Origin of the sequence: Streptomyces sp. NPDC051286 (assembly GCF_044455345.1) — a bacterium.
Taxonomy (GTDB): Bacteria; Actinomycetota; Actinomycetes; order Streptomycetales; family Streptomycetaceae; genus Streptomyces.
On the sequence record NZ_JBITER010000004.1, the window covers coordinates 213521 to 231796 of the forward strand.

The following is an 18276-nucleotide window of genomic DNA, read 5'->3' on the forward strand; positions in this document are numbered from 1 at the left end:
GGAGTCAGTCGCTCGGACTGCTGCGCGGAACCGCCACCGTCACCCGCAGTCCGTGCGGCTCGTGCGGGGCGTAGGAGAGCGAGCCGCCGCCCGCGGCGAGCAGTGCGTGGGAGATGGAGAGCCCGAGACCGGACCCCTGCACGTTCTGGTGCTGGGCGCTGCGCCAGAACCGATCGCCGATCCGCTCCAGCTCCTCATCGGTCAGCCCCGGGCCGCGGTCGGCGACGGCCACGGTGACGGTGTCGCGGCCGGCGGCGACGGTGACCCGGACCTCCTCACCGGCGGGGGTGAACTTGCACGCGTTGTCGATGACGGCGTCGAGGGCGCTGGAGAGCGCGATGGGGTCCGCCCAGGCTGTCACGGCGGACGCCCCGTCGGCTGTCAGCCGTACACCGTTCTCCTCCGCGAACGGGCGCCAGGAAGCCACCCGTTCTGCGGTGAGCGCGCCGATGTCGGTGAGCTGGAGGTCGGCCGCGGCATGCTCGGCCAGCGCCAGGTCCAGCAGGTCGTCCAGGACCTGCCCGAGACGCTTTCCCTCCATGCGGACGGAGGCGATCTCCTCGTTCCCCTCGGGGAGTTCGAGGGCGAGGAGCTCGATGCGCAGCAGCAGCGCGGCGAGGGGGTTGCGCAGTTGGTGCGAGGCGTCGGCGACGAAAGCGCGCTGCTGCTCCAGCACTTCCTCGACGTTGTCGGCCATCTCATTGAACGAACGGGCCAGGCGTCTGAGTTCCGGCGGACCTCCCGATGCCACCACCCGGGACCGCATCCGGCCGCTGGCGATGTCGTGGGTCGCCGCGTCCAGGGTCTGGACGGGCAGCAGGACCCAGCCGGTGAGCCGGATCGCCGCACCGACGGCCACCAGCATCGCGACCACTTCGCCGGCTGCGATCAGCAGCCAGCCGCGCAGCGTGTGGGTGCGCATCCCACCGGTGGGCGAGTCGAGGACGACGACGGCGACCACATCGCCGTCCCGTACGACGGGCGAGGCGACGACGACCCGGCCGCGCTGCCAGGGCCAGACCTGCGGCGGATCATGACTGCGGCGCCCGAGGAGCGCCTCTCTGAACGCCTCGCGGCCCACCCCCTCGACAGGGAGATGCCAGTCGGCCGGTGCCTTCGCCATGGCGGTGTCGTCGCGGTAGAAGACGCCGGCCCGGATTCCGTACACCGAGTCGTACGTCTCCAGCTCCGACTGGAGCACGCGGCGCCGCTCGTCGTTGCTCCCGGCCGGTTCCGTGACGAACTGGGCCAGTGCGGCGAAGCGCGCCGTGTCGTCGATGCGGTCGATCACGACGCCCTGCTGCTGGGCGGCGGCCACGCTGACGGCCAGCGGAAAGCCGAGCGCGAGCAGCACGGCTGCCATGAGGATGATGAGCAGGGGGAGAAGACGGGTACGCACCGGGGCCGTACGCCTTTACGCGGACGGGGCGACGAGGCGGTAGCCGACCCCGCGCACGGTCTCGATCAGTGCGGGCAGCCGCAGTTTGGACCGCAGGGACGCGACATGCACTTCGAGCGTGCGCCCCGTTCCCTCCCAACTCGTGCGCCACACCTCGCTGATGATCTGCTCCCGGCGGAACACCACGCCGGGGCGCTGGGCGAGGAGCGCGAGCAGATCGAACTCCTTGCGGGTGAGCTGGACTTCGGCGCCGTCGACACTGACCCTGCGGGTCGGCAGCTCGATGTGGACATGCCCCAGGCGCAGCGCCGCGACGGGCGTCGGCACCGTGTCCTCGCCGACCGAGTTGCGCCTGCTGACCGCGTGGATACGCGCGAGGAGTTCACCGGTGTCGTACGGCTTGACCACGTAGTCGTCCGCCCCGAGGTTCAGACCATGGATCCTCGACCGGACATCGGCCCGCGCGGTCACCATGATCACGGGAATGGAACAGCGCTTGCGGATCTTCCCGCAGACCTCGTAACCGTCCTGGTCGGGCAGCCCGAGGTCGAGGAGCACGACGCCGAAGGGCTCCGTGTCCGCCGGCAGCAGGGCCTTCAGGGCCTCGTCGCCGCTGCGCGCGTGCACGACCTGGAAACCGTGCCGGGCGAGCACCGCGGACAGGGCGGCCGCCACATGGTTGTCGTCCTCGACGAGCAGCAGTCTCATGGCCCCCCTTCCTCTCCGCTGTTGTTTCGTGGCGCGGTCTTCCCGCACTCCCCGGCGCCTGTCCATCTTCCCGGCACTTCCCCGTACCGAGGCGTTTCACGTCATCACGTACCAGGGCATCCACTCCGATGACCGGTACGCCAGTCAAGGCCCTTCCTGTTACATCGGGGTTTCCGTTATGCACCCGGTACGCCCCCGGTACCTCTCCCACCGTCCCGTTCACGCCGAGTGTCCGGTTGCCGCCGGATCGTTATGCTCAATTTCCGCTCAGATGTGATGACGGTGGTCGCGCTGCGTCACTAGGGTCCTTTCCAACCGAGGAGGACGGAGCAAGAAGCCGATGAGCGGAGTTTCAGTGAGCAAGGCCGCCGAGGATGCCGTACCCACGGCGAACGACCTTGTCGTACTGAGCAACGTCAACAAGCACTTCGGCGCGCTGCATGTGCTCCAGGACATCGACCTGACCATCGCGCGCGGCGAGGTCGTGGTCGTGATCGGGCCTTCCGGGTCCGGAAAGTCCACGCTGTGCCGCACGATCAACCGCTTGGAGACGATCGACTCGGGCACGATATCGATCGACGGCAAGCCGTTGCCCCAGGAGGGCAAGGAGCTGGCCAGGCTGCGTGCCGATGTCGGCATGGTCTTCCAGTCGTTCAATCTCTTCGCGCACAAGACGGTGCTCGAGAACGTGATGCTGGGGCAGCTCAAGGTCCGCAAGGCGGACAAGACGGCTGCCGAGGAGAAGGCCCGTTCGCTGCTCGACCGGGTGGGCGTGGCGACGCAGGCCGACAAGTACCCCTCGCAGCTCTCCGGAGGCCAGCAGCAACGCGTGGCCATCGCACGGGCGTTGGCGATGGACCCCAAGGTCATGCTCTTCGACGAGCCGACGTCCGCGCTCGACCCGGAGATGATCAATGAGGTGCTGGAAGTCATGCAGCAGCTCGCCCGGGACGGCATGACCATGGTCGTCGTCACCCACGAGATGGGCTTCGCGCGCTCGGCGGCCAACCGTGTCGTCTTCATGGCGGACGGGAAGATCGTCGAAGAGGCGACGCCCGACCAGTTCTTCAGCAACCCGCGCAGTGACCGGGCCAAGGACTTCCTCTCGAAGATCCTTCACCACTGATGGAGCCTTCACCACCGGTTCCCGCACCGGCTGATCACTCACATCGCGTCAACCCTAGGGAAATTCATCATGCAGCTTCATAAGGTCACCGCCGCCTCGGCCGCCGTGCTCGCCCTCGCCCTGACCGCCACCGCCTGTGGTTCCGACGACAAGGACAGCGGCTCGAACGGTTCGGGCGGCGGCAAGAAGATCACCATCGGCATCAAGATCGACCAGCCGGGCCTGGGTCTGAAGACCCCCGACGGCAAGTACACCGGTTTCGATGTCGACGTCGCCACGTATGTTGCCAAGGAACTCGGCTACGACGCCAAGGACATCGTCTTCAAGGAGACCAAGAGCGCCGACCGCGAGACGGCCATCGAGCGCGGTGACGTGAAATTCATCGCCGCCACCTACTCGATCAACGACGAGCGGCAGCAGAAGGTCGACTTCGCGGGCCCGTACCTGCTGGCGCACCAGGACATCCTCGTCCGTGCCGACGACGACTCGATCAAGTCGCCGGAGGACCTGAACAAGAAGAAGCTGTGTTCGGTCACCGGCTCGACCTCGGCGCAGAATGTCAAGGACAAGCTGGCCCCGAAGGCCGACCTCCAGGAGTTCGGTGGGTACTCGGAGTGCCTGACCGGCCTGGAGAACAAGGTCGTCGACGCACTGACCACCGACGACTCCATCCTGGCCGGTTTCGCCGCGCAGCAGAACTTCCAGGGCAAGTTCAAGCTGGCCGGTTTCAAGATGAGCAACGAGAACTACGGCATCGGTCTCAAGAAGGGCGACGCCGACCTCAAGAAGAAGATCAACGACGCGCTCACCAAGATGGTCTCGGACGGTTCCTGGGACAAGGCCGTGAAGGACAACTTCGGCCCGGCGAACTACAAGAACGAGCCCGCCCCGAAGATCGGCAACATCGTCAAGTGAAGCAGGGCTGACCGGGCGCGCCGCCTGTGAACGGCGGCGCGCCGTGCCCTCCGACACGCAGAAGCGCGGGAGATCGTGTTCGACTTTCTTGAAGGTTACGACCTGCTGGGGGCCTTCTGGGTAACGGTGCAGCTCACCGTCTACTCCGCCCTCGGCTCCCTCATATGGGGAACGCTGCTGACCGGCATGAAGGTCAGCCCGGTCCCCCTTATGCGCGGCTTCGCAACCGCCTATGTGAACGTGGTCCGGAACATTCCGCTGACCGTGATCATCGTGTGCTCGTCGCTGGGCCTCTACCAGACCCTGAGCATCACCCTCGGCGCCAGCGATTCCAAGGACATCAACTTCCGGCTCGCGGTGCTCGCCCTGATCGCCTACACCTCCGCGTTCGTGTGCGAGGCACTGCGTTCCGGCATCAACACCGTCCCGGTCGGTCAGGCCGAGGCGGCACGTGCCCTCGGTCTGAGCTTCACCCAGGTGCTGCGGCTGATCGTCCTCCCGCAGGCGTTCCGTGCGGTCGTCAACCCGCTGTCCAATGTGCTGATCGCGCTGACCAAGAACACCACGGTCGCCTCCGCGATCGGAGTCGCCGAGGCCTCTTACCTGATGAAGGGCATGATCGAGGCCGAGGCCCAGCTGATGCTCATCGCCGCGGTCTTCGCGTTCGGCTTCATCATCCTGACCCTCCCGACCGGCCTGATCCTCGGCTGGGTGAGCAAGAAGGTGGCGGTGAAGCGATGACTTCCGTCCTCTACGACGCCCAGGGACCGCGCGCCAAGCAGCGCAACATCCTGTACACGGTGCTGTTCGTGCTGTGCGCCGCGGCGGTGGCGTGGTGGGTCTACGACGGCCTCGCTTCCAAGCACCAGCTCGACTGGATCAAGTGGAAGCCGTTCTTCACCAGCGCGCAGCCCTGGGAGACGTACATCTGGCCGGGCCTCCAGAACACGCTCAAGGCCGCGTTCTTCGCCCTGATCATCGCGCTGCCGCTCGGTGCGCTGTTCGGCATCGGACGGCTCTCCGACCATCGGTGGGTACGGCTGCCGGCCGGTGCAGTGGTGGAGTTCTTCCGCGCCATCCCGGTGCTGATCCTGATGATCATCGCGAATGCGGTGTACTCCGAGTACACGAACATCAGCAGCGACTCGCGGCCACTGTACGCCGTGGTCACGGGCCTGGTCCTCTACAACGCCTCTGTGCTCGCCGAGATCGTGCGGGCCGGCATCCACTCCCTTCCGCAGGGCCAGACGGACGCAGCCAAGGCCATCGGTATGCGCAAGGGCCAGACCATGGTGTTCGTGCTGCTGCCGCAGGCGGTGACGGCCATGCTGCCGGCGATCGTCAGCCAGCTGGTCGTTATCGTGAAGGACACCGCGCTCGGTGGCGCCATGATGACCTTCCCCGAGCTGCTGGCCTCGATCCGCCCGATGAGCGCGAACTACGGCGCGAACACCATCGCGTGCTTCACCGTCGTCGCCTTGATCTACGTCGTCGTGAACTTCGCACTCACGTCGTTCGCGAGCTGGCTGGAGCGGCGGCTCCGGCGGACAAAGAAGGGCACCGGTGCGGTGGTCGGTGCCGCACCCTCCGGTGACCTGGAGACCATCGGTACGCCGGCGCTCGTCGTCGACGACGGACGCGCCGTCTGACCGTACGTCGGCAATGTCTGCGCAGGGGCGCCGGTGCATGCACCGGCGCCCCTCGCCGCGCTCGGTAGTCACTTGACGCAAGCACCGGCAGTGGGTTGCATACGTTCTGTGATCCCCGACCGAGCCCCCGCTTCCGCTTCCACTCCTCCGACCGCACGGGCCCAGGGAGTCGCGCCGTGGACCCGGTGATTGTCGTCGGCGCCGGACCTGTGGGCCTGACGCTGTCGCTCGCCCTCGCCGCGCAGGGCGTTCCCTCCGTCGTCCTCGACGAGGATCCGGGGAGGGACGAGACCCGCCCCGCCCGGACGGTGGTGCTGCGCGAGGACACCGCGGCCCTGGTGGAGCGGCTCGGGTGCAAGGCACTTCGGAACGAGGGGGCCCGCTGGAGGGGCTGGCGCTCCATGCGCCGCAAGCAGCTGGTACGCGAACTGCGCCTCGGCGAGGACTCCCCGTACGGTGATCCGCTCCCGGCCCCGCTCCATCTGCCCCAGCACGCCCTGATGCGCGGGCTGCGGGCCGCGGTCGCCGGGCAGGAGCTGGTGCACATGGCGCCGCCCAGCCGGATCGACACCCTGGAGCAGGATCCGGCCGGGCTCACGGTGCACACCAGGGAACCCGATTCGACCTGGTGGCGCGGGAGTTACCTGGTCGGCTGCGACGGCGCCAGATCCACCGTCCGCAAGCTCCTGGACGTCCGGTTCCCGGGGCGCACAGCAGTGGAGCGGCACGCCGTCGCCGCACTGCGCACCGACCTGCCCTGGCCGGGCGAGGCCGTGCTGCACCGGCTGCCGCCGTGGCGCACCGGGGGCACCGAGGTCACCGCTCGCCCGCTGCCGGACGGTGCGTGGCGGCTGGACTGGCTGCTCCCGCCACGCGGCGAGCTCGTCACCCCCGACGCGTTGATCACCCGGGTGCGGGACACTCTCGCGGGCTGGTGCGGCGGCGAAACCCCGCCGTACGAACTGCTGGACACAGGCGTGTACACGCTGCATCACCGGCTGGCCAGGCGCTGGCGGGTCCAGCGGGCCTTCCTTGCCGGGGACGCCGCCCATCTGCTCGGTGCACTCGGTACGCAGGGGCTCGACGAAGGCCTGCGGGACGCCGAGAACCTGGCCTGGAAGCTGGCGCAGGCCTGGCATCACGGCGCCTCCGACGTGCTGCTCGACAGCTACCAGGCGGAGCGGCGGGCCGCGGTCGCCTCACGTCTGCGCGCGGCGGACCAGTCGCTGCCGATACTGCGGGGCGGCGGAGGGCTACGGAGCATCGTCCCCGGGAGCGCACGGGGGCACGATTCACTGCTCGCCGACGGGCACCTGGGGTGCGGCCCACTGGGTGCGCCGCCCTCCTACTCGCACTCCCCCCTTGCGCCTGCGTACGCCGAGGCGCACACATCGGTGGGTACGCCCCCGGGCGCACCGGTCGACGATGTACGGGTGACGGCGCCCGACGGCACGACCGTACGGCTGCGCGAGCGGCTGGGGCGGGGCCGTCTGCTGGTCGTGCTGGTCGCTCCGGGGACCGGGGTGTGGGACCGGCGCCACTGGTTGACCGCGGGGGTGATGCCCCGGCTCGTCGAGTCGGTCGACGCTCTGCCGGTGAAGGGGGAGTTGCTGGTGACCGAGGCCTACCCGGGTGCCCCGGCCCATACCGTGCTGCTGATCAGGCCGGACGGACATCTGGTGGCATCGTTCGGCGGGGTCCGGCCCGCAGAACTTTTCGCTGCGGCGGACGCGGTGCGCGGCGGCGCGCCACGTGCCTCCGTACGCTCCGACCAGACCGCAGACATCAATTGACCCCCACGGGCAGCACATGGTCTACTCCGAAATGTGACCGACACCGATGTGCGCCTGTGGCGGAGGGTCCATATGGACCTCGTCCGCTATGCGGGCTGTGTGTGTCGCTCGTCCTGCTGAACCGCCTCTCCCTGCCACGGCGTGCCCTCTACCGCATGCCGGGCATCACGCGCGAACTCTCAGGACGGTCCCTGTGTCTGTCTCTCCCCTGCCTTCTGTGCGCACGCCTTCTTCCGGCCCGGACTCCGGTGCCGGTCCCACGGCTGCGGAACTGCTCGACTTCGTCCGTCGTACGGCGGCGGACCCCGGTCTGATCGCCTCGCTCCCCCTCGATCCCGAGGGCCGCACCTGGATCCGGCTCGACGGACCCGGCGGCAGCGAGGCCTGGCTGATCGGCTGGCCGCCGAGCACCGGCACCGGCTGGCACGACCACGCCGACTCGATCGGCGCCTTCACCACCGCGGCCGGCACGCTCACGGAGCATTCGCTCGCGGCCAGGCTGCCCGCCGACGGCTGGAAAACCCTCGAACTGGCCGAAGGCGTCGACCGGTCCCGGCAGTTGACGACCGGCCGGGGCAGGGCGTTCGGCCGGCACCATGTGCACGAGGTGCTGAACGAATCCGGCACCGAGCACGCGGTCTCGGTCCATGCGTACTATCCGCCGCTGCCGCAGATCAGGCGCTACAGCCGTAGCGGTGCGCTACTCCGTCTTGAGCACATCGAACGCCCGGAGGACTGGCAGTGAGCGACGAGCACGACAACGGTGCGGAGCGGGTGGGGATCGACGAACTGCTGGAGCGGGTCCGGGCCGGATACGACCGCATCGGTCCGCACGAGGCGATCGCCGCCGCCGCGGACGGCGCCCTGCTGGTGGACATACGCTACGCGGCGCTGCGCGAGCGGGACGGGCTGATTCCGGGGGCGCTGGTCGTCGAGCGCAACGAGCTGGAGTGGCGGCTCGACCCGCAGGGCAGCCATCGCGCGCCGGAGGCGGTCAGCCACGATGTGCAGGTGGTGGTGGTCTGCAACGAGGGGTACGCGTCGAGTCTCGCGGTCGCGTCCCTGAGGCAGTTGGGGCTGCACCGGGCGACCGATCTGATCGGCGGGTTCCAGGCGTGGCGGGCGGCGGGGCTGCCGGTCGGCGCCTGACCGGTGGCGGCCCGGCCGCGCTGCTCGCTGCACTGTTCCGCCCTCCACCGGCCCGCGGTGTCACTGCTTGGACGTCGCCACCTCCACCGGGCTGACCCTGAGTGCCAGCCGGCCGGGCAGCGTCGAGGCGACGAGTGCCAGCAGTGCGGCTGCGCCCACCACCATCGCGTACACCGACGGCAGGACGGTGGGCGCCGCACTGCCGGTCATGCCGATGCTGAAGGCGGTCAGCACGGCGAGAGCGATGCCGGTGCCGAGGACGGCGGCGATCAGCAGAACCGACAGGGCTTCGATGCGGAGCATCCGCAGGACCTGGCGGCGAGTGGCACCGGCCAGCCGGAGCATGGCGAACTCCCGGATCCGCTCGGACACCGACATGGCGAGGGTGTTGACGACCGCGATCGCGGTGAAGGCGAGAACCAGGCCCATGGCCAGATAGTTGACCTCTGCGTTCTGCTGCTGCCGGTCCGCCTGGAGCCGGTCGGCGGTGGCAGGGGCGAGCACGGAGACGCCGGGGAACTTCCGCAGAGCGGCGACGAGCCGGCCGCGGTCGCTGTCTCCGGCTACCAGGACCGTGGCCGCGAGGGGGTTGTCCATGTGACGGGCAATCAGGTCGTGGGGCAGGGTCAGATCGCCGAAACCGAGGCCGCGGGTGTAGACCGCGGCGACCGTGAGGGTGGTGGGTGTGCCGTCGCCGAGGTGCACTGTCAGCTCGCTGCCGGCGTGCAGCCCCAACTGTTCGGCGGCGAGTTCACTGATCGCGGCGGTGCCGGGGCGGGCGGCGAAACCGGCAAGCGAGCCGCTGGTCACCTCGGGGTCCCAGGTCTGGGCGAGACCGGCCTGGGTGACGCCCTGAGCCGTGAACTTCTCGAGGCCGACCCTGACCGTGGTCCGTACAACCTCGGTGGCGGCCGTCACCCCCTGTGTCCTGCGCACGGTCTCCGCGGCGGCGGACGGGACCCCGGGCCCCTGGGAGGAGAGGACCCAGGTGGCACGGGTTCCTTCGCGGGCCTGGGCGCGGGCAGCGTCACCGAGGGTCGGCTGGACGAAGAGAACCGTGCAGGTCATCGCGATGAGCAGGGTGAACGGAGTGACGACGGCGGCCATCCGGATGGAGTTTCCACGGATGTTCGCGGTGGCGAGAGTGCCCCCGGACCCGGTCGGCCGGAGCGGGCCCGCGAGCAGTGCCGCCGCCATCTTGACGAGCAGCGGTCCGAGCAGCGACACGGCCGTGGCCAGCACCACGACGGCCAGGAAGGTGACGGGGGTCGAGGCCGCCTCGGTGCGCAGGCTGCCGAGTACGGCGACGAGCGCTCCGCCGCCCGCGAGCAGCACCAGACCTGCGGCGATCCGGACCGTGGCCGGCCGCTCGCGCTCGACCGTGGACTCGGCCATGGCCTCGCCAGGGCGGATACGGGCGATCCTGCGGCCGGAGATCCTGGCGGCTGCCCAGGCGCCGAGGAGCGTGACGGCGAGGGCGGCGAAAACCGGGAAGATGCCCGTGGTGCGTTCCAGTGACGGTGGGATCGCACCCATGTCGATGAATCGACCGTGGAGCCAGCCCGCGAGCGGCAGTCCGGCGAAGGAGCCGAGCACGCCGGCCACGGCCCCGACAACCAGCGCCTCACGCCCCAGAAGACGGCGGACCTGGCGCGGTGTGGCGGCGATGGCGCGCAGCAGGGCCAGCTCACGGTGGCGCTGCTGGATGGAGAGCGCAAAGGTGCCGACGACCACGAGGATCGCGACGAGGAGTGAGGTGCCCCCCATCGCACCGCCCATGGAAATGAGCTTGATCCGGGCGCCCGCGGCATCCCGGAACTCGACGGGGCCGCGGTCGTCGCCTGTGGACACCTGCGCGGTGGTGCCCCTGAGCGCCTGCTCCACCTGCTGCTTCAGCCGGTCGAGGTCCGTGCCCGGCGCGGGCACCACGCCGAGGGCGGTGACCTGGCCGGGACGGGCGGAGAGGCGGGCGGCCTCGGCGCCGGAGAAGAAGAGGGTGGTCTGCTGCCGGAGATCGCCGCGGTGGGCCGGGGCCGCGACACCGCTGATGCGGTACGGGCGGGGAGCGCCGGTGGACTGCACGGTGAGCCGGTCTCCGGGCTTCAGGCCGGTCCGCTCGGCGAGACCCCGGTCGATCACCACGTCGTCGGCGGAGACGGGGGGACGGCCCGCGGTGAGAGCGAAAGGCGTGAGAGAGGCGGAGGCCCAGGAGTGTCCGTAGGAAGGCGTGGAAGATGTAGTGGCCTTGCTGGCCGGCTTGCCGGCGGACTGGGCAACGGGCACGGCGAGGAAGGTGAGTTCGGGGACCACCTTGCGTACGCCGACCACGTTCCGGATCCGGTCCGCGGTGGCTGCGGGGAGCCAGGCGCGCTCAGCGACGGGTTTCGCCTTGTGCTTGACCTTCGTCTTCCCGTTGCCCTTGTGCTTGACGGTGGTCCGGTGGACATTCTGGTCGGCGGAGACGATGAGCGGAGCCGCGGCATAGCGCTCGGTCGCGATCCGTCCGCGCAGACCGGTCTCCAGAAGCGTGCCGCAGGCGGTGACAAGGGCAGCGGCGCACATCAGGGCCACCAGGGCGCCGAGGAACCCGCCCTTGCGGTCTCGGATCGTCTGCAGGGCGTAGCGCAGCATCATGATGCGTCCGTCTCTCTCGTGCGGTTGTCGGCCGCAAGGGGCGGGGCCGGGAAGGCGAGCAGCCGGGTGTGGACCGTGCGGGCCCCCGGCGGAGTGTCGGCGTCGGACCGCTTGTAGCGGTTCATGAGGGCGATGTACTCCTCGAAGAACGCGCGGAGCTCGGGGAGCGTAAGCCGGATGGTGCCGCGCGAGTACGGGAACGCGTCGGCCCACTCGCCCCGTTCGCCGCTGTCGCGCTGAAGCTGCTCGAAGAGGGCGAGGTCGGCGGCGTATGCATGGCGGTTCAGCTCATCCATGGCGCGCCGCACCTCGGGGCTCTGGCGGGACCGGGGCGGGAAGCGCCGGTCGCCGGGAACCGCCCGCCACCACCTCGCCCGACGCCCGTCCGGCTCCTCGGCCGGGATGTCCTCCACGAAGCCGTACCTGGCCAGTTCGCGCAGGTGGTAGCTGGTGGCCCCGGTGTTCAGCCCGAGGGCGCGGGCAAGGATCGTGGACGTCGCGGGGCCGTGCAGGGTGAGGTGCTGAAGGATCTGCTGCCGCCTCGGCTGTGCGAGCACTGCGAGAGCGGCCAGCTCTGTGATGTCGGTGCCACCGGACTTCTCTGCCATGCGTCACACAGTGCTCTGTGCACAGATGCCTGGGCACTGGAGCGCGTCGGCGTCTTCGTACGGGGGTTTTCCCCCGGCCGCTGCCCCGCCTTCCCTCGGAACCGACCCGGAACCGAGCCGGGACTGACCCGGGACCGACCGGGATCCGAACCGACACCCACCCGAATGGCTCACCCCGGTGGAGCACATTCCACACAAGGCAGACATTCGCCTCATACAAGAAATCGATATGACGGAGATGCCACGCAGATGCCGACCACCGCCCTCACCCCCGACCAGCTCGACCGTCAGGCCGCCCGCCTCCATGACACGGAGGCCTGGCAACAGATCGTCACGGGCTGGGACATCACCGTCCCCGAACCGGTGCGTTCCGCCTCACCCGGCACCGTGCCGCACCCGGCGGACCGGCATCCGGCCGACTGGCGCGATCTGCTGTCCGTGACCGTCGATCAGCTGATCGCCGACTCGGTCCGCTCCGTGCCCCCGGCCGCCCCACGCGAGCGCCCGCTCCCCGGGCGCCTCGGCGCGATCCTCCCCGATCGGTTCCACAGCTGGCGCCGCATCGGGCAGCCCGAACTGCGGCCCTCCACCCACCTCGCCTACGCGCGGCAGATCCTGACCGAGTGGGGCTGGCAGAACACCCCGTACCGGCTGCGGAATGCCCGCGGCGCCCGGTGCGTCTGCGGCGCCCTCCTCACCGCACACCGCCTGGGCTACGGCTCCCTCGACACCGTGGACCGGGCCGGCGCCTGGATCGTCGCCGAGCTTCGCTCGCAGGGCTGGACCGACCTGATCGGCCCCTGGAACCGACACCCAGGCCGCACCGCGGCGGATGCTGTGGCCCTGCTGGACGCCACCATCCGCCGCGCCTCACATGCCGGACAGTGACCGCCACGCCTCCCCGACCCGCAGCAACCCCCGGCGTGCACACCGTGACCGTGCACGCCCGCTGCGCTCAACGCCCGCGCCGTGTACATCCGCTGCGTACATGCCCCCTGTACGCAGCCCTGCACATCCCCACAGGGACGCCGTCAGAACGGCTCGTCCAGGCCTTCTGTGTCCTCGCCCTCCGCTTCGAGTGCCTGGCGCACCACGCGCAGGGCCATCCCCTCCCCGTACCCCTTGCGCGCGAGCATGCCCGCAAGGCGGCGCAGCCGCTTGTCGCGGTCCAGTCCGCGAGTGGAGCGGAGTTTGCGCGCGACGAGTTCGTGGGCCGTCTCCTCCTCCTGCTCGGAGTCGAGCTGCCCGACGGCCTCGTCGATCACCGCCGAGTCCACCCCCTTGGTCCGCAGCTCCCGGACGAGAGCGCGGCGGGCCAGCCCCCGGCCGTGGTGCCGGGACTCCACCCAGGCGTCCGCGAACGCCGCGTCGTCGATCAGCCCGACATCCTCGAAACGCGACAGCACCTCTTCGGCCGCCTCGTCCGGGATCTCCCGTTTACGCAACGCATCCGCAAGCTGCTTGCGGGTGCGCGGCGTTCCAGTGAGCAGCCGCAGACATATATTGCGCGCCTGCTCGACCGGGTCTCGCGGCTCCCCCTTCTCGGCCCTCGACGAGGAAGGGGAGCCGCTGTTCCTTGAGCGGGAGCGGGCATGACGGTCCGCCCCCTCGCCGAATCGCCCGCCCGAGCCGGTGCCGTGACCGGCCTCCGACCCGTATGCGGACTCGGACGCGGAATCGGCCGTGCGCCCGGCGGCTCCTGGGCCGGGACCGGCGCCGACAGCACTGTCCGGCCACTCCGTACGACGCGTCACGGCCTAGCTCTTGGCCGCCGCAGCCTTGGCCGGCTTGACCTTGCCGGCCGGAGCGGGCACCGACTTCGCGCCGTCGGCCGGAGCCGCAGCGCCGCCCGCCGCGTCCGCACCGGGCTCGACACCCAGAGCCGCGTCCGGCCTGACGCCGATGCCCAGCTTTTCGAGAATCTTCTTCTCGATCTCGTTGGCGAGGTCGGGGTTGTCCTTGAGGAAGTTACGGGCGTTCTCCTTGCCCTGGCCGAGCTGGTCGCCCTCGTAGGTGTACCAGGCGCCCGCCTTGCGCACGAAGCCGTGCTCCACGCCCATGTCGATCAGACCGCCCTCGCGGCTGATGCCCTGGCCGTAGAGGATGTCGAACTCGGCCTGCTTGAACGGCGGCGCGACCTTGTTCTTGACGACCTTGACGCGGGTGCGGTTGCCGACCGCGTCGGTGCCGTCCTTCAGCGTCTCGATGCGGCGGATGTCAAGGCGCACCGATGCGTAGAACTTCAGCGCCCGGCCACCGGTCGTGGTCTCCGGGGAGCCGAACATCACACCGATCTTCTCGCGGAGCTGGTTGATGAAGATCGCGGTGGTCTTGGACTGGTTGAGCGCGCTGGTGATCTTGCGGAGCGCCTGGCTCATCAGACGGGCCTGCAGACCCACGTGCGAGTCACCCATCTCACCCTCGATCTCCGCGCGCGGCACGAGCGCCGCGACGGAGTCGATGACGATCAGGTCGAGAGCGCCCGAACGAACCAGCATGTCCACGATCTCGAGCGCCTGCTCACCGTTGTCCGGCTGGGACAGGATGAGGCTGTCGATGTCGACGCCGAGCTTCTTCGCGTACTCGGGATCGAGGGCGTGCTCCGCGTCGATGAAGGCCACCGAACCGCCGAGCCGCTGCGCATTCGCCACCGCGTGCAGCGTCAGTGTCGTCTTGCCGGAGGACTCCGGCCCGTAGACCTCCACCACACGGCCGCGCGGCAGTCCGCCGACGCCGAGGGCGACGTCGAGTGCGGTCGACCCGGTGGGGATCACCTCGATGGGCTCGTTCGGCCGCTCACCGAGGCGCATCACCGCGCCCTTGCCGAATTGCCGTTCAATCTGTGCGAGTGCGGCGTCCAGCGCCTTCTCGCGGTCGGTTCCTGCCATGGGTTCCACCCGATTTGCTTGAGTCGATCGCTTCACGTCAAAGACGCTAACCCCTGCCACTGACAATGGGCCTCGACGTCCTCCCGGCCTGTGGACAACTCCACGGTCGGGCCCGGGAAAACCCGGCCGGAATCCCATGAGAATGGATGTTCGATTTCAGTGTCAAGCGCACCACGCCGGACCAGCTCGCCCCCAGGGTAGCGCCCTAGCATCACGCACTTGGGGAGTCAAGAAAACATGGTCGACCTCACACCGGATTCCGGTCGCAAGGGGACATCGCCGACAGAAAGAGCGGCCCTCGTCGCCGGCGCCACGCGCGGCGCGGTCCGAGGCATCGCCGTTCAGCTGGGAGCGGTCGGAGCGACTGTCCACGTGACCGGGCGGACGACCGGGACCCAACGGTCGGAGATGAACCGTCCGGAGACCATCGATGAGACCGCGGACGGCGTCACCGAGGCGAACCGGCGCGACGCGATCGCCCACGCGCCGCATTCCGCCATCTCCGAGAGTTCCGCATTCGTCGGCAGGGCGGTGGCCGCGCTCGCGCAGGACCCGGAGGTCGCACGCCGGAACGGGCAGTCGTTGTCCAGCGGGCGACCGGCGCAGGTCTACGGCTTCACCGACCTTGACGACAGCCGCCCCGACGCCTGGCGGTACGTCCCCGAGGTCCAGGACACGGGCCTGTCGGCCGACGTGACGGGCTATCGCTGAGCCCGCCCGCGGACCACACCCCCACACCTCCGCAACCCGCGCTCCCGCACCGCGCGCGACGCAACCTGCCGGGCCACCTCCCGTCCGGTTGTCGTTTCAGGCCCTCGGGTCCGGGACGTTCGGCCGCTCGGCATCCGCGTCACCGTCGCCCCCCGGAGCCCGGGTCGCCACGCCCCTCAGCCGTGGGAGCACCGACTCGCCGCGCCGCCACAGATGCCGTCCGTGCACGCGCGGGTCGTCCGTCACGTCGTAGCGCTTCACATAGGCACCGAGGAATGCCTGCAGCGTGGCGACTGCCGGGATCGCGATGAGCGCGCCCACGGCGCCCATCAGAGCCGTACCGGCGATGACCGAGCCGAAGGCGACCGCCGGATGAATGTCCACGGTTTTCGAGGTGAGCTTGGGCTGCAGCACATAGTTCTCGAACTGCTGGTAGATCACGACGAATCCGAGTACCCACAGGGCGTACCAGGGGTCGACGGTGAACGCGATCAGCATCGGCAGGGCGCCCGCCAGATACGTACCGATCGTGGGAATGAACTGCGAGACGAGGCCGACCCAGACCGCGAGCGCCGGGGCGTACGGCACACCGAGGATCACCAGCAGGATGTAGTGCGCGATCCCGGAGATGAGCGCCATCAGTCCACGCGAGTAGAGAAAACCGCCGGTCTTGTCGACCGCGATCTCCCAGGCCCTCAGCACTTCGGCCTGCCGGGCGGGCGGCAGCATGGAGCACAGGGCGCGGCGCAGCCGGGGACCGTCGGCCGCGAAGTAGAACGAGAACAGGAAGATCGTCAGCAGCCGGAAGAGCCCGCTGAGCACGGTGGTCGACACGTCGAGCACACCGGTCGCGCTGTTCTGGACGTACTTCTGCAGCCAGTCGGAGTGCAGAAGGCTGTCCTGAACCTCGACCCGGGAGAGATCGGTGTGGAAACTCTGGTTGATCCAGTTGATCACCGAGTCGAGGTACTTGGGGAACTCCTCGACCATGTCGACGATCTGGCCCGCGAGCATCGAGCCGAGCAGCGCGACGAACCCGGCCACGGCGATCAGCACCACGAGGAAGACCAGGAAGGTGGCCAGACCGCGGCGCATACCGCGCGCCGACATCCGGCTCACCGCAGGCTCTATGGCGAGCGCCAGGAAGAAGGCGATCAGGATATTGATCAACAGCCCGATGAGCTGGTCGAACGCCCAACTGCCGAGCCGGAAGCAGGCGTAGAGCGCCAGGGCGAGAACCATGGCTCGCGGCAACCATGCGGGCATTCGGGCCGACCCGCTGCCGGAAGGCGGGGTCGGTGGCGCGGCCGGCGGGACGGGCTGGGTCAAGGGCGGCTGGGTCTGTGCTGTCTCGTCTGTCGGTGCCACGGATCCAGTCTCGCCTACGGCTGTGCCAGCCGGCCGCCCGCCCCCGGAACAGCTGAGGTCCAGCGGTGGGCGGGCAAGGCGTCAGCGTTTGTCGGCGGGGATGCCGACCGCCGTGCAGACACCGCGCCAGACGTCCTTCGCTTCCCAGCCCTCGGCCAGCGCCTGGTGCACCGTACGCCCGCCGAGCTCGGCCATCACGTGGTCGCGCGCAAAGGAGTCGGCGTACCCCGCACCGAAGTGGTCCGCCATCCGTTCCCAGAAAATCGTCAACCGCATGACTTCAGTATCCCGCTCCTGGGAGTGCAGCCGCGCCGCTATGCATTGTCGAGAGCGCTTACCGGCCTACGGTCGGTCCATGGCCGGAACAGGAGCAAGCCCCCTCAAGCGTGCCGAGCAGTTCATCTGGCTCACGGCCCGCGTCCTCGAACAGCGGCGGTTCGCCCATCACTTCCTGGGAGGGGGCGCGGACGCGGTGGAGACCGCGCTCGCTGCCTATCTCAATGAGGACGGCGGATATGGTCACGCACTCGAACCGGATCTGCGGGGCCCTGTCAGCCAGCCGCTGCACACGGCCCATGCGCTCAGCGTCCTGGACTCCATCGGGCGTTGCAGCGGCCTGCGGGTGGAACGGATCTGCCGCTTCCTGACCGATGTGTCGACCAAGGAGGGGGCGCTGCCCGCACTTCTCCCCTCGCAGCGCGGCTATCCGGCCGCGCCGTTCATCCCGATCGTCGACGACCCTCCGGCCCAGTTGCTGGCCACCGGCCCCGTCGTCGGACTGCTGCACCGCAACGCGGTGTGGCACGCCTGGCTGTTCCGGGCCACCGATTTCTGCTGGGCGGCGGTCGACTCGCTGGAGAAATCGCATCCGTACGAGATCGCAGCCGCGGTCGCCTTCCTCGACGGCGCTCCGGACCAGGCACGGGCGGAGGCGACGGCGGACCGCCTCGGGCGGCTGGTACGGGAACAGCGGCTGGCCGTACTGGATCCGGAGCGGCGTGCGGAGTACCCGGTGGCGGCCGGTTACGCACCGGGCGAGCAGCATTTCCCGTACGACTACGCCCGCACCCCCGAATCGCTCGCCCGCCGCTGGTTCACCGACGAGGAGCTGGAACGCTCGCTCGACCATCTGGCGGCGGAGCAGCAGGCGGACGGCGGCTGGCCGGTGAACTGGCGGCAGTGGGCACCTGGCACCGCACTGGAGGGCCGCCCCCTGGTGACGCTCAAGGCGCTGCTGACGCTGCGGGCGCACGGCCGCAGCCTCCACTGAGACCGGGCGGCGCGGTTCGCCCCCGACGCAGCCGCCATGGGGCGGCGGACGCGCCGTC

Annotated in this window: 19 protein-coding genes; 11 read left to right on the forward strand and 8 right to left on the reverse strand. The window is 69.6% G+C overall.

Features of this window, described 5'->3' with window-relative positions; all coding sequences use genetic code 11:
- Positions 1 to 4 precede the first annotated feature (4 nt).
- Both ACIBB8_RS06975 and ACIBB8_RS06980 read right to left on the reverse strand, forming a co-directional pair.
- Positions 5 to 1399: an ATP-binding protein gene (locus ACIBB8_RS06975; protein ID WP_398949380.1), complete on the reverse strand. Its 1395-nt coding sequence runs from the start codon at positions 1397 to 1399 to the stop codon at positions 5 to 7.
- Positions 1400 to 1414: 15 nt separating this feature from the next.
- Complete coding sequence (locus ACIBB8_RS06980) at positions 1415 to 2107, reverse strand: response regulator transcription factor (RefSeq protein WP_398949381.1); 693 nt, start codon at positions 2105 to 2107, stop codon at positions 1415 to 1417.
- 340 nt (positions 2108 to 2447) lie between these two features.
- On the opposite strand from ACIBB8_RS06980, the gene ACIBB8_RS06985 reads away from it, so the two are divergent.
- The 8 genes from ACIBB8_RS06985 to ACIBB8_RS07020 all read left to right on the forward strand — a co-directional run bounded on the left by ACIBB8_RS06985 (position 2448) and on the right by ACIBB8_RS07020 (position 8739).
- A complete protein-coding gene (locus ACIBB8_RS06985) occupies positions 2448 to 3233 on the forward strand; it encodes an amino acid ABC transporter ATP-binding protein (protein WP_398949382.1) in 786 nt (261 codons plus the stop codon).
- Between the two features lie 69 nt (positions 3234 to 3302).
- Positions 3303 to 4148, forward strand: coding sequence for a glutamate ABC transporter substrate-binding protein (locus ACIBB8_RS06990; protein WP_398949383.1), 846 nt, complete (start codon positions 3303 to 3305; stop codon positions 4146 to 4148).
- A 75-nt stretch (positions 4149 to 4223) separates the two neighbouring features.
- The gene (locus ACIBB8_RS06995; RefSeq protein ID WP_398949384.1) at positions 4224 to 4889 is read left to right on the forward strand and encodes an amino acid ABC transporter permease; all 666 of its coding nucleotides are present in this window, start codon (positions 4224 to 4226) and stop codon (positions 4887 to 4889) included.
- On the forward strand, positions 4886 to 5797 hold the full coding sequence (locus ACIBB8_RS07000) for an amino acid ABC transporter permease (protein ID WP_398949385.1): 912 nt from the start codon (positions 4886 to 4888) through the stop codon (positions 5795 to 5797). The genes ACIBB8_RS06995 and ACIBB8_RS07000 overlap by 4 nt, the downstream gene beginning before the upstream one ends.
- 176 nt (positions 5798 to 5973) lie before the next feature.
- Positions 5974 to 7590: an FAD-dependent monooxygenase gene (locus ACIBB8_RS07005; protein ID WP_398949386.1), complete on the forward strand. Its 1617-nt coding sequence runs from the start codon at positions 5974 to 5976 to the stop codon at positions 7588 to 7590.
- A 48-nt stretch (positions 7591 to 7638) separates the two neighbouring features.
- The gene (locus ACIBB8_RS07010) at positions 7639 to 7710 is read left to right on the forward strand and encodes a putative leader peptide (RefSeq protein ID WP_314224548.1); all 72 of its coding nucleotides are present in this window, start codon (positions 7639 to 7641) and stop codon (positions 7708 to 7710) included.
- A gap of 73 nt (positions 7711 to 7783) precedes the next feature.
- Positions 7784 to 8335 carry a cysteine dioxygenase gene (locus ACIBB8_RS07015; protein WP_398949387.1) on the forward strand — a complete coding sequence of 184 codons (552 nt, stop codon included), beginning with the start codon at positions 7784 to 7786 and terminating at the stop codon, positions 8333 to 8335.
- Positions 8332 to 8739, forward strand: coding sequence for a rhodanese-like domain-containing protein (locus ACIBB8_RS07020; protein ID WP_398949388.1), 408 nt, complete (start codon positions 8332 to 8334; stop codon positions 8737 to 8739). Before ACIBB8_RS07015 ends, ACIBB8_RS07020 begins: the two co-directional genes overlap by 4 nt.
- Before the next feature lie 60 nt (positions 8740 to 8799).
- Here ACIBB8_RS07020 and ACIBB8_RS07025 read toward each other — a convergent pair whose 3' ends face one another.
- Both ACIBB8_RS07025 and ACIBB8_RS07030 read right to left on the reverse strand, forming a co-directional pair.
- The gene (locus ACIBB8_RS07025; RefSeq protein WP_398949389.1) at positions 8800 to 11373 is read right to left on the reverse strand and encodes an FtsX-like permease family protein; all 2574 of its coding nucleotides are present in this window, start codon (positions 11371 to 11373) and stop codon (positions 8800 to 8802) included.
- A complete protein-coding gene (locus ACIBB8_RS07030) occupies positions 11370 to 11981 on the reverse strand; it encodes an ArsR/SmtB family transcription factor (RefSeq protein WP_398949390.1) in 612 nt (203 codons plus the stop codon). Before ACIBB8_RS07030 ends, ACIBB8_RS07025 begins: the two co-directional genes overlap by 4 nt.
- A 249-nt stretch (positions 11982 to 12230) precedes the next feature.
- On the opposite strand from ACIBB8_RS07030, the gene ACIBB8_RS07035 reads away from it, so the two are divergent.
- Positions 12231 to 12869 (forward strand): hypothetical protein, encoded by a 639-nt coding sequence (locus ACIBB8_RS07035; protein ID WP_398949391.1) that lies wholly within the window; start codon positions 12231 to 12233, stop codon positions 12867 to 12869.
- 143 nt (positions 12870 to 13012) lie between these two features.
- Here ACIBB8_RS07035 and recX read toward each other — a convergent pair whose 3' ends face one another.
- Together recX and recA are read right to left on the reverse strand one after the other, a co-directional pair.
- The gene (gene recX, locus ACIBB8_RS07040; protein WP_398949392.1) at positions 13013 to 13735 is read right to left on the reverse strand and encodes a recombination regulator RecX; all 723 of its coding nucleotides are present in this window, start codon (positions 13733 to 13735) and stop codon (positions 13013 to 13015) included.
- 3 nt (positions 13736 to 13738) lie between these two features.
- Positions 13739 to 14869, reverse strand: coding sequence for a recombinase RecA (gene recA / locus ACIBB8_RS07045; RefSeq protein ID WP_398949393.1), 1131 nt, complete (start codon positions 14867 to 14869; stop codon positions 13739 to 13741).
- A 237-nt stretch (positions 14870 to 15106) separates the two neighbouring features.
- Between recA and ACIBB8_RS07050 the strand changes: the two genes are divergently transcribed.
- Positions 15107 to 15580, forward strand: a complete 474-nt coding sequence (locus ACIBB8_RS07050) for a hypothetical protein (RefSeq protein ID WP_398949422.1) — start codon at positions 15107 to 15109, stop codon at positions 15578 to 15580.
- A gap of 96 nt (positions 15581 to 15676) precedes the next feature.
- Here the strand turns inward: ACIBB8_RS07050 and ACIBB8_RS07055 are convergent, their stop codons facing one another.
- Together ACIBB8_RS07055 and ACIBB8_RS07060 are read right to left on the reverse strand one after the other, a co-directional pair.
- Positions 15677 to 16846 carry an AI-2E family transporter gene (locus ACIBB8_RS07055; RefSeq protein ID WP_398949394.1) on the reverse strand — a complete coding sequence of 390 codons (1170 nt, stop codon included), beginning with the start codon at positions 16844 to 16846 and terminating at the stop codon, positions 15677 to 15679.
- Positions 16847 to 17029: 183 nt separating this feature from the next.
- Positions 17030 to 17224, reverse strand: a complete 195-nt coding sequence (locus ACIBB8_RS07060; RefSeq protein WP_037701444.1) for a DUF3046 domain-containing protein — start codon at positions 17222 to 17224, stop codon at positions 17030 to 17032.
- 79 nt (positions 17225 to 17303) lie between these two features.
- On the opposite strand from ACIBB8_RS07060, the gene ACIBB8_RS07065 reads away from it, so the two are divergent.
- On the forward strand, positions 17304 to 18218 hold the full coding sequence (locus ACIBB8_RS07065; protein ID WP_398949396.1) for a hypothetical protein: 915 nt from the start codon (positions 17304 to 17306) through the stop codon (positions 18216 to 18218).
- Positions 18219 to 18276: the final 58 nt, after the last annotated feature.

Bases quoted from the DNA above. Each gene is read 5' to 3' on its own strand.
- recA (WP_398949393.1), bottom strand. From the start codon at position 14,869: ATGGCAGGAACCGACCGCGAGAAGGCGCTGGACGCCGCACTCGCACAG.
- ACIBB8_RS07050 (WP_398949422.1), top strand. From the start codon at position 15,107: ATGGTCGACCTCACACCGGATTCCGGTCGCAAGGGGACATCGCCGACA.
- ACIBB8_RS06985 (WP_398949382.1), top strand. From the start codon at position 2,448: ATGAGCGGAGTTTCAGTGAGCAAGGCCGCCGAGGATGCCGTACCCACG.
- ACIBB8_RS07055 (WP_398949394.1), bottom strand. From the start codon at position 16,846: ATGCCCGCATGGTTGCCGCGAGCCATGGTTCTCGCCCTGGCGCTCTAC.
- ACIBB8_RS07060 (WP_037701444.1), bottom strand. From the start codon at position 17,224: ATGCGGTTGACGATTTTCTGGGAACGGATGGCGGACCACTTCGGTGCG.
- ACIBB8_RS07025 (WP_398949389.1), bottom strand. From the start codon at position 11,373: ATGATGCTGCGCTACGCCCTGCAGACGATCCGAGACCGCAAGGGCGGG.
- ACIBB8_RS06990 (WP_398949383.1), top strand. From the start codon at position 3,303: ATGCAGCTTCATAAGGTCACCGCCGCCTCGGCCGCCGTGCTCGCCCTC.
- ACIBB8_RS06980 (WP_398949381.1), bottom strand. From the start codon at position 2,107: ATGAGACTGCTGCTCGTCGAGGACGACAACCATGTGGCGGCCGCCCTG.
- ACIBB8_RS07065 (WP_398949396.1), top strand. From the start codon at position 17,304: ATGGCCGGAACAGGAGCAAGCCCCCTCAAGCGTGCCGAGCAGTTCATC.
- ACIBB8_RS07030 (WP_398949390.1), bottom strand. From the start codon at position 11,981: ATGGCAGAGAAGTCCGGTGGCACCGACATCACAGAGCTGGCCGCTCTC.
- ACIBB8_RS07035 (WP_398949391.1), top strand. From the start codon at position 12,231: ATGCCGACCACCGCCCTCACCCCCGACCAGCTCGACCGTCAGGCCGCC.
- ACIBB8_RS07000 (WP_398949385.1), top strand. From the start codon at position 4,886: ATGACTTCCGTCCTCTACGACGCCCAGGGACCGCGCGCCAAGCAGCGC.